The sequence below is a fragment of the Veillonella sp. genome, assembly GCF_018381775.1.
Lineage (GTDB): Bacteria > Bacillota > Negativicutes > Veillonellales > Veillonellaceae > Veillonella.
Map to the genome: position 1 here is coordinate 37913 of NZ_JAGZRH010000009.1, position 16215 is coordinate 54127.

General features: G+C 40.9%; 15 protein-coding genes. All 15 read left to right on the forward strand.

All coding sequences use genetic code 11. From position 1 onward, the window contains the following. Positions 1-18: 18 nt before the first annotated feature. The 15 genes from KH109_RS06800 to KH109_RS06870 all read left to right on the forward strand — a co-directional run bounded on the left by KH109_RS06800 (position 19) and on the right by KH109_RS06870 (position 16192). On the forward strand, positions 19-1422 hold the full coding sequence (locus KH109_RS06800) for a DASS family sodium-coupled anion symporter (RefSeq protein ID WP_295217029.1): 1404 nt from the start codon (positions 19-21) through the stop codon (positions 1420-1422). 562 nt (positions 1423-1984) lie between these two features. Beyond that, positions 1985-3655, forward strand: coding sequence for a dihydroxy-acid dehydratase (gene ilvD, locus KH109_RS06805; RefSeq protein ID WP_295217032.1), 1671 nt, complete (start codon positions 1985-1987; stop codon positions 3653-3655). Between the two features lie 42 nt (positions 3656-3697). Next, positions 3698-4921, forward strand: coding sequence for a threonine ammonia-lyase (ilvA, locus tag KH109_RS06810; RefSeq protein ID WP_295217035.1), 1224 nt, complete (start codon positions 3698-3700; stop codon positions 4919-4921). A gap of 18 nt (positions 4922-4939) precedes the next feature. After that, positions 4940-6649, forward strand: a complete 1710-nt coding sequence (gene ilvB / locus KH109_RS06815) for a biosynthetic-type acetolactate synthase large subunit (RefSeq protein ID WP_295217038.1) — start codon at positions 4940-4942, stop codon at positions 6647-6649. Then, entirely contained in the window at positions 6649-7137 is a 489-nt protein-coding gene (gene ilvN / locus KH109_RS06820; RefSeq protein WP_024066649.1) for an acetolactate synthase small subunit, read from the forward strand. The genes ilvB and ilvN overlap by 1 nt, the downstream gene beginning before the upstream one ends. An 11-nt stretch (positions 7138-7148) precedes the next feature. Further along, positions 7149-7934 carry an ABC transporter ATP-binding protein gene (locus KH109_RS06825; RefSeq protein WP_295217041.1) on the forward strand — a complete coding sequence of 262 codons (786 nt, stop codon included), beginning with the start codon at positions 7149-7151 and terminating at the stop codon, positions 7932-7934. A gap of 184 nt (positions 7935-8118) precedes the next feature. After that, positions 8119-9126 (forward strand): ketol-acid reductoisomerase, encoded by a 1008-nt coding sequence (gene ilvC / locus KH109_RS06830; protein WP_105084901.1) that lies wholly within the window; start codon positions 8119-8121, stop codon positions 9124-9126. Between the two features lie 168 nt (positions 9127-9294). Continuing rightward, positions 9295-9756 carry a DUF3290 family protein gene (locus KH109_RS06835; RefSeq protein ID WP_105084900.1) on the forward strand — a complete coding sequence of 154 codons (462 nt, stop codon included), beginning with the start codon at positions 9295-9297 and terminating at the stop codon, positions 9754-9756. A gap of 12 nt (positions 9757-9768) precedes the next feature. Further along, positions 9769-10488, forward strand: a complete 720-nt coding sequence (locus tag KH109_RS06840) for a DUF421 domain-containing protein (protein ID WP_105084899.1) — start codon at positions 9769-9771, stop codon at positions 10486-10488. Between the two features lie 137 nt (positions 10489-10625). Next, complete coding sequence (locus tag KH109_RS06845) at positions 10626-12353, forward strand: radical SAM protein (protein WP_295217051.1); 1728 nt, start codon at positions 10626-10628, stop codon at positions 12351-12353. Between the two features lie 9 nt (positions 12354-12362). After that, positions 12363-13217 carry a peptidoglycan editing factor PgeF gene (gene pgeF, locus KH109_RS06850; protein ID WP_295217054.1) on the forward strand — a complete coding sequence of 285 codons (855 nt, stop codon included), beginning with the start codon at positions 12363-12365 and terminating at the stop codon, positions 13215-13217. 130 nt (positions 13218-13347) lie between these two features. Continuing rightward, entirely contained in the window at positions 13348-14034 is a 687-nt protein-coding gene (locus tag KH109_RS06855) for a YggS family pyridoxal phosphate-dependent enzyme (RefSeq protein WP_295217057.1), read from the forward strand. 51 nt (positions 14035-14085) lie between these two features. Continuing rightward, the gene (gene sepF, locus KH109_RS06860) at positions 14086-14583 is read left to right on the forward strand and encodes a cell division protein SepF (RefSeq protein WP_105089674.1); all 498 of its coding nucleotides are present in this window, start codon (positions 14086-14088) and stop codon (positions 14581-14583) included. 26 nt (positions 14584-14609) lie between these two features. Continuing rightward, positions 14610-15404, forward strand: coding sequence for a pyrroline-5-carboxylate reductase (gene proC / locus KH109_RS06865; RefSeq protein ID WP_295217061.1), 795 nt, complete (start codon positions 14610-14612; stop codon positions 15402-15404). A gap of 2 nt (positions 15405-15406) precedes the next feature. Continuing rightward, positions 15407-16192 carry a YlmH/Sll1252 family protein gene (locus KH109_RS06870; RefSeq protein ID WP_295217064.1) on the forward strand — a complete coding sequence of 262 codons (786 nt, stop codon included), beginning with the start codon at positions 15407-15409 and terminating at the stop codon, positions 16190-16192. Positions 16193-16215: the final 23 nt, after the last annotated feature.

Consider the following 16215-nt stretch of genomic DNA (forward strand, 5'->3'; position numbering starts at 1 on the left):
GTTTGATAGGGAGGTTCTATGAATACCTTTACACGCGCCGCACTGACGGTACTGGTAGGACTTGTAATTTGGTTCTTGCCTCACACGGAGGCGATTAAGCCTGAAGGATGGCATTTATTAGCTATCTTCACGGCTACAATTGTAGGTTTTATTTTACGACCTTGGCCAACAGGTATTATGGCACTCTTTGGTATTGTTGCTGCGGTAGCAACAAATTCTATTACCATGGTGCAAGCATTAGGTGGTTACGCTGAAGCCAATGTATGGCTTATCGTAGCAGCTGTATTCTTTTCTAGAGGCATTATTAATTCTGGCCTTGGTAAGCGTATCGCGTATACTTTGATTCGCTCCTTTGGTACTAGTTCCTTAAAGCTAGCTTATGCATTGGCTTGTACAGATCTTATTATTTCTCCTGCCACGCCATCTAATACGGCTCGTGGAGGCGGTATTATTTTTCCAATTGTACAAAACATTTCGTTAGCCTTTGATTCTGAGCCAAATGGTAGTACGGCACGTCGTATTGGGGCATACTTGATGACAACGGCTCATACGATAAACACCATTACTGTAACAATCTTCTTAACTGCTTGTAGTGGTAACTTATTGATTACATCCTTAGGTGCAAAATTGTTTGGCTATGATATTTCATGGTGGGAATGGTTCCAAGCAGGTGTCATCCCTGGTGTAATTTGCATGATTTTGATGCCTTGGTTTATTTATAAAATCTATCCACCTGAAATTAAGGAGACACCTCAAGCAGCAGTAATGGCCCAAAAAGAGCTCGATATACTAGGTCCTATTACAAAGGCTGAAATATCTGTAGCTATTATTTTTGTACTTTGTATTTTGCTGTGGTCCACAGCGATTTGGACGAAGTTACATCCTACCGTAGTTGCTATGATGGGCGTGCTTGCATGCGTTGTAACAGGATCCCTTACCTGGGAAGATATTCTTGGTGAACGCACAGGTTGGGATATTCTAATCTGGATGGGTACCCTCGTTGGTATGGCTGGTTTACTTGGCAAGCTCGGTGTTGTTGCAGTATTTGCTGATTTTGTAAGTCAACATCTTGTAGGTATTGATTGGTTCTGGGCATCCTTTATTATCTCTGCAACCTTTGTATACTCTCAATATTTCTTTGCCAGTGGTACAGCTCGTATTACAGCGTTATTCTCCGCCTTTGCAGCTATCTTGGTAGCAATGGGCGCACCAATTCCATTTACCATCTTGCTCTTTGGTTTGATGAACAGCCCTGGCTGTACATTAACACATTATAGTTCTGGTGTAACGCCAATCTTCTTCGGTGCTGGTTATGTACCACAAGGCACATGGTGGCGCGTAGGCTTTGCTATTTCTGTGGTTAGCTTCTTAATTCACTTCTGGGGCGGTACCCTTGGCATGTGGCTATTCGGTATTCTATAATGCTTATAAATCCCTCACTACGGTGAGGGATTTTCTATTTGTTCTACCTATTTACTAGTTTGTTATCGATTTATTTTCTATGTGTATTAGATAGGTAGTGTATTATTTATTATTGCTATAGTTTTTATATATGGTAAACTTTAAAAATTTATATAATAAATCTATAGAATATTTATTGCACGACATTATATAAAGTGTTATTATTATTTTATGATTACAGATTACTTTAGGAGGAAACATGTTGGGTTTAGTCATTAGCTTGTTGATTATCGCGCTCGTCGTGATTATTAAAGACATTCGAATTATGAACAACAACTTAACACGTTTTTGTCTTAGAAGTTCCACGAATGGTTTAATATACAATCAATAAGATTTGACTATACGGTTTGTTTCTTATGTGTATTTATTCCAAGGGATGCATAGGTCGTTTATGTATATAGGAATTCTGTAAACAAAAGGAATATCATTTGTAAACTTTTAAGACGATTCATAAGAATCGTCTTTTTTTATTAAGTTGAAAAGTGTCCAAGTGGATGCTTTCAAGAAAAGTGAGGAGATTAACATGAGTTGTAGAAGTGACAATTTAAAAACAGGCGTAGCACGTGCACCACACAGATCTTTGCTAAAAGCTCTTGGTTTTGTTGATGAAGAAATGGGCAGACCAGTCATTGGTATTGCGAACTCTTTCAACGAAATTATCCCTGGTCACGTGGGCTTGAAAAATATTGTACAAGCCGTAAAAGACGGCATTCGCAACGCAGGTGGTGTGCCAATCGAGTTCAATACAATTGGTATTTGTGACGGCTTGGCGATGAACCACATCGGTATGAAATACTCCTTGGTAACTCGTAATATCATCGCTGATTCCATCGAAGCAACAGCTATGGCAACACCATTTGATGCTATGGTATTCATTCCAAACTGCGATAAAGTAGTACCTGGTATGTTGATTGCTGCAGCTCGTCTAAACATTCCATCCGTATTCGTGTCTGGTGGTGCTATGCTTGCAGGCGTACATAATGGCAAAAAAATAGGTTTGTCTGATGTATTCGAAGCAGTAGGTAAACATCAAACTGGTGAAATGGGTGATGCTGAGTTAGCTGAAATCGAAAATACAGCATGTCCTACATGTGGTTCTTGCTCTGGCATGTACACAGCTAATACAATGAACTGCTTAACAGAAGCTCTTGGTATGGGCCTTCCTGGCAATGGTACAATTCCAGCAGTATACTCTGAACGTTTACGTCTTGCTAAATTAGCAGGTATGCAAGCAGTAGAGGTATTGAAAGCAAATCTTCGTCCTAAAGACATTATGACACGCGAAGCCTTTGAAAATGCAGTAGCTCTAGATATGGCTTTGGGTGGTTCCTCTAATACAGCACTTCATTTGCCAGCTATCGCTCATGAAGCAGGTGTACCATTGTCCTTGGACGACTTCGATCGCATTGCACAAAACACACCTCAATTGTCTAAACTTTCTCCATCTGGTAAATACTTCATCGAAGACTTGTATGCTGCCGGCGGCGTATCTGCTGTGTTGAAACGTTTAGCAGAAAATGGTCGTTTGCATACAGATTGCAAAACTGTAGCTCTTAAAACACAAGGTGAAATTGCAGCGGCAGCTCATGTTGTGGATGAAGATGTTATCCATCCATGGAATAATCCTGTTCATGAAACAGGTGGTATTGCCGTTCTTAAAGGTAACCTTGCTCTAGACGGTTCCGTTGTAAAAGCAGGTGCCGTAGATGATGATATGCTCGTTCACTCTGGCCCAGCAAAAGTATTTAACAGCGAAGAAGAAGCTGTTGAAGCTATTACAGGCGGTAAAATCGTAAAAGGTGATGTTGTAGTTATCCGTTACGAAGGTCCTAAAGGTGGTCCTGGCATGCGCGAAATGTTGACACCAACATCCATGATCGCTGGTATGGGTCTTGATAAAGACGTAGCATTGTTGACTGACGGTCGTTTCTCAGGTGCTACACGTGGTGCATCCATCGGTCACGTATCTCCAGAAGCAGCAGCAGGTGGCACAATTGCTATTGTTGAAGATGGTGATATCATCAACATCGACATTCCGAACGGCAAATTGGAATTGGCTGTATCTGACGATGAAATCGCTCGCCGTAAAGCAGCATTGAAACCATTCAAATCCAATGTAACTGGATACCTTAAAAAATACGCTCTTCACGTATCCTCTGCAGCACAAGGTGCTATTGAAGTATTGGAAGACTAATATTAGACTTTAATTTAATACTATCAATAGGAGATGGTACACATGCATAAGTTGTATGATTTTATGGAGGCTCGTGAGAGACTTAGCACAATTACTGTAAAAACAAAACTTCTTCACAGTGATGTGTTCTCCGATGAAAGTGGCAATGATGTATATATCAAGCCAGAAAACTTGCAAATAACAGGATCTTTTAAGGTTCGTGGTGCTTATAATAAAATTGCAAAATTAACAGAAGAAGAAAAGGCGCGCGGCGTTATTGCCGCGTCTGCCGGTAATCATGCGCAAGGTGTAGCGCTTGCTGCAAAACGCCTCGGCATTAAAGCGACAATCGTGATGCCAAAGCATACACCTCTCATCAAGGTTAATGCTACAAAACAATATGGTGCCGAAGTCGTTCTACATGGTGAGATTTATGATGAAGCTTACCAAAAAGCGATGGAATTACAACAAGAGCACGGATATGTGTTCGTCCATCCTTTTGATGACGAAGATGTCATCGAAGGGCAAGGTACAATTGCATTAGAAGTTCTTGAGGAATTGCCTGATGCGGATGTATTGCTAGTTCCTGTTGGTGGAGGCGGTATTGTTTCTGGTATCGCAGCTGCTGCAAAATTAAAAAATCCTAGCATTAAAATTATCGGTGTAGAACCAGAAGGCGCGGCTAGTGCAATAGCTGCGTTAAAAGCAGATCATCCTGTACCACTCAGTGAGGTGGCAACTATCGCAGATGGTACAGCTGTACGCCAAATCGGCGAAACTACATTAGAATATATTAAGAAATATGTAGATGAAATTATTACTGTCTCTGACTATGAATTGATGGAAGCATTTTTGTTGCTTGTAGAAAAACATAAATTAGTAGCAGAAAACTCTGGTATTTTACCATTAGCAGGTCTAAAAAAATTAGACTGTAAAGGCAAAAAGGCAGTAGCCATTGTTAGTGGTGGTAATATCGATGTACTTACGATTTCCTCTATGATCAATAAAGGCCTCGTATTGCGTGGTCGTATCTTCACTTTCTCTGTAAACCTTCCTGATAAACCAGGTCAATTGGTTGCTGTATCTCAAATGCTTGCAGATGCGGATGCAAACGTTATTAAACTTGATCATAATCAGTTTAAAAACCTTGACCGCTTCCATGAAGTGGAATTGCAAGTGACTGTAGAAACAAATGGTGAAGAACACATTCAACACATTATTGATACTTTCAAAAATAATGGTTACATTATTAAACGGTTAAATTCCAGCGAGATTTTATCTGAATAGCTGGTCGAAAGGGTTCCTATGAGCGCAGAAACAATCAATGGGGCACGCATTGTCCTTGAAACATTGCATCGCCTTGGTGTAACCGAGATGTTCGGTTATCCAGGTGGCGCAGTAATTCCAATTTATGATGAAATTTATAGCTTCCCTGAAATTAAACATTATTTTGTTCGTCATGAACAAGGTGCTGCCCATGCAGCAGATGGTTATGCACGCGTATCTGGAAAAGTAGGCGTATGCCTTGCTACGTCCGGTCCTGGTGCAACTAATCTTGTTACCGGTATTATGACTGCTTACATGGATTCTGTACCTATGGTGGCCATTACTGGTCAGGTTGGTCGTCCGTTTATTGGTAAGGATTCTTTCCAAGAAGCAGATATCCAAGGTATTACCATGCCGATTACAAAACATAACTACCTTGTTCAAGATATTCGCGATTTACCTCGCATCATTAAAGAAGCGTATTTTATTGCTAGTACAGGTCGTCCAGGTCCTGTTCTTATTGATATTCCTAAGGATATTCAAACAGAAAAAATATCCATGACAGAATACAATAAATTATATGAAGTACCTATCCATCTTGAAGGTTATGATCCTACATATAAAGGTCATCAAGGGCAAATTAAGAAAGCGGCTACGCTTATTAAAAATGCGAAACGTCCGCTCATCATTGCCGGTGCCGGTGTATTGAAATCTGGCGCTATGGATGAGTTAAAGGAATTGGCAGAAAAGGCTCAAATTCCTGTAACAAATACATTAGTTGGCCTTGGTGGGTTCCCAGGTAACCATGAGCTTGCTCTTGGTATGGTGGGTATGCATGGATCTGTAGCGGCTAACAACTGCACAGAAGAAGCTGACCTTGTTATTGCTGCAGGTATTCGTTTCCACGACCGCATTACAGGCCATCCAGATTTCTTCTGTAAAAAAGCTAAAATCATTCATATTGATATCGACCCAGCAGAAATTGATAAAAACGTTACTATTAACGTACCAATCGTAGGTGATTTAAAGAGAGTTTTAACGGAACTTAATACGCTTGTAGAACCTACAACTCATGAAGCGTGGATCGGACAAATTCGTGAATGGCAAGCGGAATATCCTATGGTAATTCCTGAATCTAAAGATGGTGTATTACATCCACAATACGTATTATCTGAACTTAACAAGATTGCCAAAGAGGATGCAGTTATTGTAACTGACGTAGGCCAACATCAAATGTGGGCAGCTCAATTCTTAACTCATAAAAAACCTCATACCATTGTTACATCTGGTGGTGCAGGTACTATGGGCTATGGTTTACCAGCTGCAATTGGGGCTCAAGTGGGGGCACCTCATAAACAAGTTATCCTTGTTGTTGGTGATGGTGGATTCCAAATGACCTTTGAAGAACTCATGATGGTTCGTCAATATAATTTGCCAATTAAAATTCTAATCATCAACAATGGTTACCTTGGCATGGTTCGTCAATGGCAACAAATCTTTAATAATCGCCGCTACTCCTATGTAGATTTGGAAGTGAGTCCAGACTTCTTGAAATTGGCAGATGCCTTTGATTTGAAAGCTGCTCGTATCGATAATGTAGAGGATTTCAATAAAGAATTTAAATCTTTCATTACATCTGATGAAAGTATCATCTTGGATTGCCGTGTAGCAAGAGAAGATAATGTATTGCCGATGATTCCAGCTGGCGGTACCGTAAGTGGTATGATGGGCAAGAAAGGGGTGCTATAATGGCGAGAGAACATCAAGTCTTAGTAATTGCAAAAAATACAGCAGGCATTGGTGCACGTATATTGGCACTCTTTAACCGTCGTGGTTTTAATGTTACAAAGATGACATCTGGCATTACAAATACACCAGGCTACGCTCGTATTACCCTCACCGTTGAGGCAGATGATCGCATCTTAGACCAAATTCAAAAACAAATTTACAAGCTCATTGATGTGGTAAAGGTTAAAGTTTTTGAAGATCATGATGTGGTATGCCGTGAGTTAATGCTTATTAAGGTAAAAGCAACTGCTGCAACACGCTCTCAAATTGTACAAATTGCCGATGTATATCGTGGCAATGTGCTCGATATTTCTCCTACTTCTATGATTATTGAAGTAATTGGTAGCGTAGAAAAATTACGCGGTTTCATTCAAATTATGGAAACTTATGGTGTCCTTGAAATTGCCAAAACTGGCATTACCGCAATGAGCCGTGGAGAAAAGATTTAGGAGATGGTTGTGTGAGTAGTGAATTACTCCATTATGAAGACGTCAAGTTTCGTCGTGAAGGTCGCGAAATTTTAAAAGGCATTAATTGGCATGTTGAAGAAGGGGAAAATTGGGCCTTATTAGGTCTCAATGGGGCTGGTAAATCGACAATGCTCAGCATGATTCCAGCTTACCAAATTCCTACAACAGGACTATTACGCGTATTTGGTCATGAATTTGGTAAATATGCGTGGCCTAAGATCAAGGCCCGATTAGGCTTTGTTAGTTCGGCGCTTGGACAATTCCAGTCCACCTTGGATAAACAAGTCGTAGAAGATGTTGTTATTTCTGGTGCTTTTAATAGTATTGGTATTTATCAACAGGTAGAGCCTGAAGTACGTGAACGAGGACTGCAATTATTGTCTGAGTTTGGTTTGGCCTATTTGGAAGGCCATAGATTTCATACACTATCTGCTGGTGAACAGCGCCGCGTATTATTAGCACGTGCTATTATGGCTAATCCAGATTTGCTCATTTTAGATGAGCCTTGCTCTGGTCTTGATTTGCCTGCTCGCGAGCAATTCTTAGCAACTGTTGAGAATATGGCACGAGAGGAACATAAGCCTTTTGTTTATGTATCTCATCAAATTGAAGAGATTATGCCCAGTATTACACATGTAGCTATTATTAAAGATGGCCTCATTGTGTATAAAGGCAAGAAGCGGGACATCTTAACAGATGAAATTCTCAGCGACGTATTTGGTATTGATGTATCTGTTGTATGGGAGAAAAATCGCCCATGGATTATAGTTAAATAAGAGCTAAAATTAGGGTAATTCATTTTTTCTTAATACAAAAAGGGTACAAATTTAAGTTGTAGATTAGTCTATTTGACTATTCGATAAATTACGATATACACTACAAATCTTGCATTTATTTGTGAGATTGTGTACAGTATATATATTAAATATTCTATTGAATATATTTTGGAGGTTGTCTAGTATGGCAGGTAAAATTTTAGGTACTACAGTTTATTATGATGCAGATTGTAATTTGAGCAAATTGGAAGGCAAAAAAATTACAGTTTTAGGTTACGGTTCCCAAGGTCATGCTCATGCATTGAACTTGAAAGAAAATGGTATGGACGTAACAATCGGTCTTCGCGGTGGTTCTTCTAGCTGGAAAGCTGCTGAAGAAGCTGGTCTTACTGTAAAAGAAACTGCTGAAGCAGTTAAAGGCGCTGACATCGTTATGGTATTGATTCCAGACGAATTACAAGCTGACGTTTATACAAATGATATTGCTCCTAACTTAAAAGAAGGCGCATACTTAGCATTTGCTCACGGTTTCAACATTCACTTTGGCAAAATCGTTCCTCGTGAAGACGTAAACGTATTCATGGTAGCTCCTAAAGGCCCTGGTCATTTAGTTCGTCGTACATACCAAGAAGGCTCCGGTGTTCCTTGCTTGTACGCTGTAGAAAAAGACCCATCTGGCGACACTGAAGAAGTTGCATTGGCATGGGCATCTGGTATCGGCGGTGGCCGTTCTGGTATCTTGGAAACTAACTTCAAATCTGAAACTGAAACAGACCTCTTCGGTGAACAAGCTGTATTGTGTGGCGGTGTTACTGAATTGATCAAAACTGGTTTCGAAGTATTAACTGAAGCTGGTTATGAACCTGTAAACGCTTACTTCGAGTGCTTACATGAAATGAAATTGATCGTAGACCTTATCTACGAAGGTGGCTTCCAAAAAATGCGCCACTCCATCTCCAACACTGCTGAATACGGTGACTACCATGCAGGTCCTCGCGTAATCACTGCAGATACTAAAAAAGCGATGGAACAAATCTTGGCTGATATCCAATCCGGTAAATTCGCTGATGAATTCTTGGCTGATTCCAAAAATGGTCAAAAATTCCTTAAAGAACACCGTGAAGCAGCTGCTAACCATCCAATCGAACCAGTTGGTGCAGAACTTCGCAACTTGATGAGCTGGTTAAAATAAGAGTATTATATAGTAATCTCTTGTAAGATAAAGCATACCAAAGCGACTCCTAAGGGGGTCGCTTTTTTATCGTTTTATAATATATTTCTTGGTACTATACATTGTTATATCGAAAATATTGGCATAAGGTATGGTATAATAAAAAGTAATCTATGAAAGGAGAACGATATGGATTTCTACACATTATCCTATGTTGAAAGTTTGGCTGTAGGGGGCCAAACATGGGGCTTTATTATCTTTGTTGCTGTTTTATTAGCACTACTCGTTTTGGGCATACAAGTTCTGCGAAATGGCTTTACCAGTCGTTATCGTGACCTAATGGTCATCTTGTCTTTGATAGTGGTATTTTTCTTAGGCCTTGAGTATCAAGAGTATAATCGAATGAAAACATATTCTGAAGACTCTTCTCGTATGGCTCAATTTTTACATTCTTTTAGTGCTGATCGTTCTGTACCAAGTGAGCAATTAGCAGTCAACTCCTTAAAAATTCGCAATGGTATGATTTTAAAGGTAAGTGATGATTATTATGAGGTTCAGTTTAATCCAGAATTTTCAACCTATACAATTACTCGTGTGTATAAGGTGAGCCCAACAGAGCGTATTCATGATAAAGCGGACGTATTACCATAAGGAGGAGCGTAAATGACAGAAGCTATGGCCGTCTATGGAATGGTCTTTGCCAAACTCGCCATCGGTCTCTTGGCGATTATCTTACAAATCAACTTAATGGGGAAGGGCAACTTAGCGCCAACCTCTGCTTTGGACCAATTACAAAACTATGTACTTGGTGGTATTATCGGTGCCATTATTTACAATGACCAAATCGGTATTTTACAGTTTATGTTAGTCCTCATTTTATGGACTATACTTGTAATGACGCTTAAGTTCTTAAAAGGAAATTTCCGATTCTTTAAAACTATTTTGGATGGACATCCTGTAATTGTTATTGAAAATGGTCATATCTTAACAGAAGAATGTATGCGTTATGGCATTCAAGCGGCGGAGCTTAAGTTAAAGCTTCGTACAGCAGGTGTTCAATATGTTACGGATGTTAAGCGTGCTGTATTGGAGCAAAATGGTCAGCTCAGCGTAGTTCAATTTGGTGATGAGAATATTAAATTTGACCTTATTGATGATGGTCAAATTAACCATTTTACATTAGATATAATTGAAAAAGGCCAGGATTGGCTAGAAGAAGAAGTTGAAAAGCAAGGCTATAAAATTAAGGATGTATACATTGCAGAATACAAAGATGGGGAAGTTGTTATTTACCCTTATGAAAAAAAACATCGCCCTCAAATTGTAAAAACACTTAAAGATAAGACCTCTCATACAAAGGATAAATTGAAATCTAAATTGTAATGTTTCTTGGTCTTATAGTATAGTTAAGATAAGTATTATATACTACTCTTATAGACATACAAATATAGACATACAAACGATATATAAAATGTTTTTAAGCCCACTATTCGTAGTGGGCTTATATAGAAAGGAAATTAGTGAACCGTAAAGATTTAATTGATCGATTACAAGAACTTTATAAAGATGAAGATAGCCGCGTAACTATTAACCCGCATGCAGGGCAGAAGGTAGCAATCGTCTATCCTAATACATATTTTGTAGGCATGAGTAATCTTGGTCTCCACATTATTTATGAGGAAATCAACTTACGCAATGATAGCGTATGTGAACGTATCTTCTTGCCTGAGAAAAAGGAATTAGAAGCATACGATAAGACTAAGACGCCATTGATGAGTGTTGAAACACAGCGGCCTATGCATCAATTTGATGTGGTGGCCTTTGACGTGACCTTTGAAATGGACTATTTTCATATTCCGTTGATGTTACGTCATGGACGCGTACCTATTATGGGGAAAGACCGCACAGAATTTGATCCTATCGTCATTGCCGGTGGCCCATGTGCTACCTTTAATCCAGAGCCTTTTGCAGACTTTATCGATGCTTTCATCATCGGAGAAGGGGAAGGTATCGTTAGTCGCGTTCTAGATATCATTCGCGATGGCAAAATGGAGGGCCTAGATCGACATGCTATTTTGCGTCAATTAGCGAATATATCTGGGGTGTATGTACCATCATTGTACGTGCCAATTTACAGCGACGACGGCGAATTTAAAGGTTATGATATTGCTGAAGGCGCACCAACAACGATTAAACGCCACTTTGAAATGCTTACTAGTGGCGGCGAAACCGTAGTAGCAACAAACTATACAGAATTTGGCGCTATGTACATCATCGAGGTTGCGCGTGGTTGTGGTCGTCATTGTCGATTCTGTATGGCCGGCTATTGTTTCCGTGTACCGCGCGTACGACCTTTAGAAATATTAAAAGAAGGCGTAGATAGAGCAGAGAAATTAGGTAAAAAGGTAGGCCTTATGGGGGCCGCTATTTCTGATTATCCAGAGGTAGATGAGTTAGTTACTTATATTCGTTCTAAAGATATGCGTTATTCTTGCGCATCCTTGCGGGCAGACTCCTTAACACAAGCCGTTGTAGATGGCTTGGCAGATAGTGGGCAAAAGACGATTACCATTGCGCCAGAAACGGGCAGTGAACGATTGCGGCGCGTAATTAATAAGGGTATTAGCGAAGAGCATTTACAAAATGCTGCCACCTTATCTGCTAAGTCTGGCATCCAGCATATGCGTCTCTATATTATGATTGGCCTTCCAACGGAAACAGACGAAGATATCGAGGCAATCGTAGGCCTGGCAGAAAGGACGCAAGCCCATATGGCAGAGGTAGGCTGTAAAGGTCGTTTAACGCTCAGTATCAATCCATTTATTCCAAAGCCTTTTACACCATTCCAATGGATGGCTATGGATCATCAAAAAACGGTGGAGAAAAAACTTCAATATATTAAAAAAGCATTGCAAAAGAACCGTCGTATAGAGGTGCTCGTTGAATCACCTAAAGAGGCGTATATCCAAGGCGTACTAGCTCGTGGTGATCGCCGTCTTGGTGCTGTTCTTGCGGCATGTGCAGCAGATCGTGGCAGTAAGTCCTTTAAGTCTGAAATGAAGGCTGCCGGCCTCGACATGGACGAGATGAACTATCGTGAACGCAGCTTTGATGAATTTTTACCATGGAGTCACCTCGACATGGGGATGGACGATGGATATCTTGAAATGGAATGGAAACGTTCTGTGGATGAAGCGTATACACCGCCATGTGTACAAGGCTGTAAGCGATGTGGTGTATGTAAATAGGAGGCACTTATGAATCAATCTGTAAAACGTATAGATGTTAAAGGACCTCATGGTACTTGGTCTTATGAAACTCCTAATTGGGCAGACCATTTTCCTATTACAATAGGTGATACGTACCGTCATGGTGGTGTATCTCAAGAGCCCTATGAATCACTAAATTTAGCCTTTCACGTAGGGGATAAGCCGCAGCATGTTCGTGAAAACCGTGCTATTGTTGCTGAATATTTAGGTGTTGAACCAGAGCGAATCTCTTGTGGTAATCAAGTACATGGTTTAAAGGCTGTGGAAATCACAGAAGGCCTCATAGGGGCAGGTGCCTTTGGAGAGGATACAGCTATAGCCGATTGTGATGCTGTATTTACAAAATTACCGAATGTACCACTATTTTTATTTACTGCTGATTGTGTAGCTGTAGGTATTTATGATGCTAAGCATCACGCTATCGCTACGGTACATGCAGGCTGGCGCGGGGCGATAGGCCATTTGCCTGTACTTACCATTGAGGCTATGAAAGAGGCGTATGGTACGGAGTTCAAAGATTGTTATGTATATCTTGGGCCTAGCATTGGGCCAGAATCCTTTGAAGTCGATGTAGAGTTAGGGAAACGTTTTGAAATAGCTTGGCGTGGTATGACCGACCGTAGTGTGGCTGATATTGTAAACTATCCAGGTGATAAACTAGATAAAGCCTATATCAACTTATGGAACTTTATCGCCGAAGGCCTTATGGTGAATGGTGTGCCTAAAGAAAATATCGCTATTGGCGGTACCGATACAGTAACAGATAAAGATTGTTATTCCTATCGTCGGGAATCTGGTAAAACAGGTCGCATGGCTTTATTTGGTATGCTACAAGAACGGTAGTATATACATACATAGATTTATAGGCTTTATAAGACCTAAATGATGTACAATCAATAATAAATACTATATAATAGAATAGTCTATACAAATATATTTTATGGTTTTTAAATATAGATTGAAGGGGAATCACATGATTGAAGAATCCCTACACGCTATACAGCAGCGCATGGCAGATGCTATGGCGCGCGTTGGTCGCGTAGATACAGCATTATTAGTAGCTGTTACTAAGAACCACCCTGTATCAGCGGTGGAAGAGGTCGCACGTCTCGGTGTTACTCATGTGGGGGAAAATCGAGTACAAGAGGCTAAAGAAAAACAGCTTACCTATAAAGGTCCACAATTGACATGGCATTTGATTGGTCATTTACAGGTCAATAAGGTGCGTCAAGCGGTGCCTATGTTTGATTTAATTCATTCTGTAGACAGCCGTAAATTATTAGATGAAATCGAAAAGGTTGCAGCCAAGCACGATAAGGTGCAAGATGTGTTATTGCAAGTTAATGTAGCTCGTGAAGCATCTAAAACAGGCATGACCGTTGAAGAGTTTCCAGAAATACGAGACTATGCAAAGACATTACCTCATGTCCGTGTTCGGGGCTTAATGTGTATGGCACCATTTTTCGATGATTCAGAGGAAGCACGTCCAATCTTCCGCGTAGCAAACGCCTTGTATGAGGATATGAAGGGCTACTTTGAAGAAGGGCAGATTCAATATTTATCTATGGGGATGACTCACGACTTTGAAGTCGCTTTAGAAGAAGGGGCTAACATCGTTCGTGTAGGCACAGCAATTTTTGGGGAACGTGTGTATTATTAAGGCTCGGGTTGCCTAGTAATCGGTAGCGTTATGTATTAGGAGGAAATCCAAATGGCATTGGGAGATTATTTAGACAAAGCAAAAAACTTATTCTTAGGCAAAAATGATGATGACTATGAATATGATGATTATGACTATGAAGATGAAGAGGAATACGAAGCGGAACCTACACCAGTAGCTCCAGTAGCTCCAGTATCCGGCGCATCTGAATTTCATCCACGCAAGGTAGGAGGCCAATCTACGATGACACAACGTCCAACAGCTATGAAAGTAGTTGTAATTGAACCAAAAGTATTTGAAGATTCTGAAAATATTACACATCAATTACGCGACATGCGTCCTGTATTGATTAACTTTGAAAATACAGATCCTCATGAAGCAGCACGTATTGTGGACTTCGTATCTGGTGCGACTTTTGCATTGGATGGTAAATTGGAAAAGGTGGGTAAGGACATTTTCATGTGCGTACCTGTAAATATTTCCATTGATTATTCTGATAATGAAAGTAACAAAACTGAGCAAAACGAATACGCTTGGGAAAACAAATAATTTCTCTATAAACGGTGGTGACAACGATGTTAGGTAAAACCTTATGTATTGGCGTTGGCTCGATGGGGGGCGCTTTATTGCGCGGTGCATTACAGCATGGCGTGTTGAAAGCAAGTGATACGCACATTCTAGTACGTCGCGAAGAACAATGTAAGGCTCTTACAGAGGAGCTTGGTGTAGTAGGTTTTACGACTATGCCTAATGTGCATGAGTACAATACTATTCTCTTGGCTGTAAAACCACAAGTGTTACCATCTGTATTAGAGGCGTTAAAAGAAGTACCTTATGGGACTGTTATGATTTCCGTTGCTGCAGGTATCACCTTAGATACTCTAGATGCAGCGATTCCGCAAGCTAACTGGTTTAGAGCTATGCCAAATACACCGGCTTCTATCGGTGCAGGCATGACGGCTCTTGCAGGGGATGATGTACATACAGACCTTGGTCGTGATGTTCAAGCCTTGTTTGAGGCTGTCGGCGAAGTGGCCGTGGTAAGCGAAGCCGATTTAGACCGCTTAGGCGCTTTATCTGGTGCGGGCCCTGGCTATATGTTCGTCATCCTCGATGCCTTAGCTGATGCGGGCGTTCGCATTGGTTTGCCTCGTCACTTGGCAATCAAGGCAGCGGCTCAAACAATGTACGGTGCTGGTAAGATGGCTCTTGAAAGTGGCAATCATCCAGCAGTACTACGAGATCAAGTAACAAGTCCAGGTGGCACGACCATTGCCGGTATTGGTGCTATGGAAAAAGGTGGACTTCGCAGTGCTCTCCAAGACGGCGTAGTAGCATGTCTTGCTCGGTCGAATGAATTGGGGAAATAATTTTGGCAGATACTAGTAAATTAATTCGATATTTTGAAGCCAGTGGCAGTGGTGAGGAAGCTCGTCGCATGCTTGACTTGGCTGAGCAGGTTGTAAAAGGTCGCCCCTATCGCGTGGCGGACTTTACGAGCCCTGCAGGCCTTGTTATTGCAGACGCAATCAAGGCTAATTACCCACAGCTTATGGTTAAGACAGACGGTGGCTATGAAGGGGCGGAACGCATCCGCATTGCCTTTGTAGACAGCGACTTTAACGGTACTGTGGACATGGGCATTCGCGCCCTTAAGGTAAATTGGGACCCACGGTTCCGATTGCTTACCCATCGCGATGTGCTTGGCTCATTAATGGGCCTTGGCATTGATCGCTCCAAATTTGGGGACGTCATCGTTCAACAAGGGGGCGCTCAAATTATGGTGGATGAAAGTGTAGCAGACTTTGTGATTCAAAACTTTACAAAAATTGCTATGGTTTCCGTATCTGTAGAGGCTATTGACCTATCAGATATTGCACCAAAAGAAGAAAAAATTAAAGAGGTCCGCACTACAGTTGCTTCTTTGCGCTTAGATGCGGTAGCAAGTTCTGGTTTTAGCGTATCTCGTACCAAATTGGTAAGCGCTATTAATGCAGGATTATTGCAAGTAAACTGGCAACCCGCTAAAGGGGCATCCCAAGAAGTTAAAGAAGGGGATATTATCTCTATGCGTGGTCGTGGCCGAATGAAGGTAGAAGCCATTACAGGTACATCTCGTAAGGGGCGTATCGGCGTATATCTGAAACGATTCATGTAGGCAATTGAAAATCGGCTTGACCA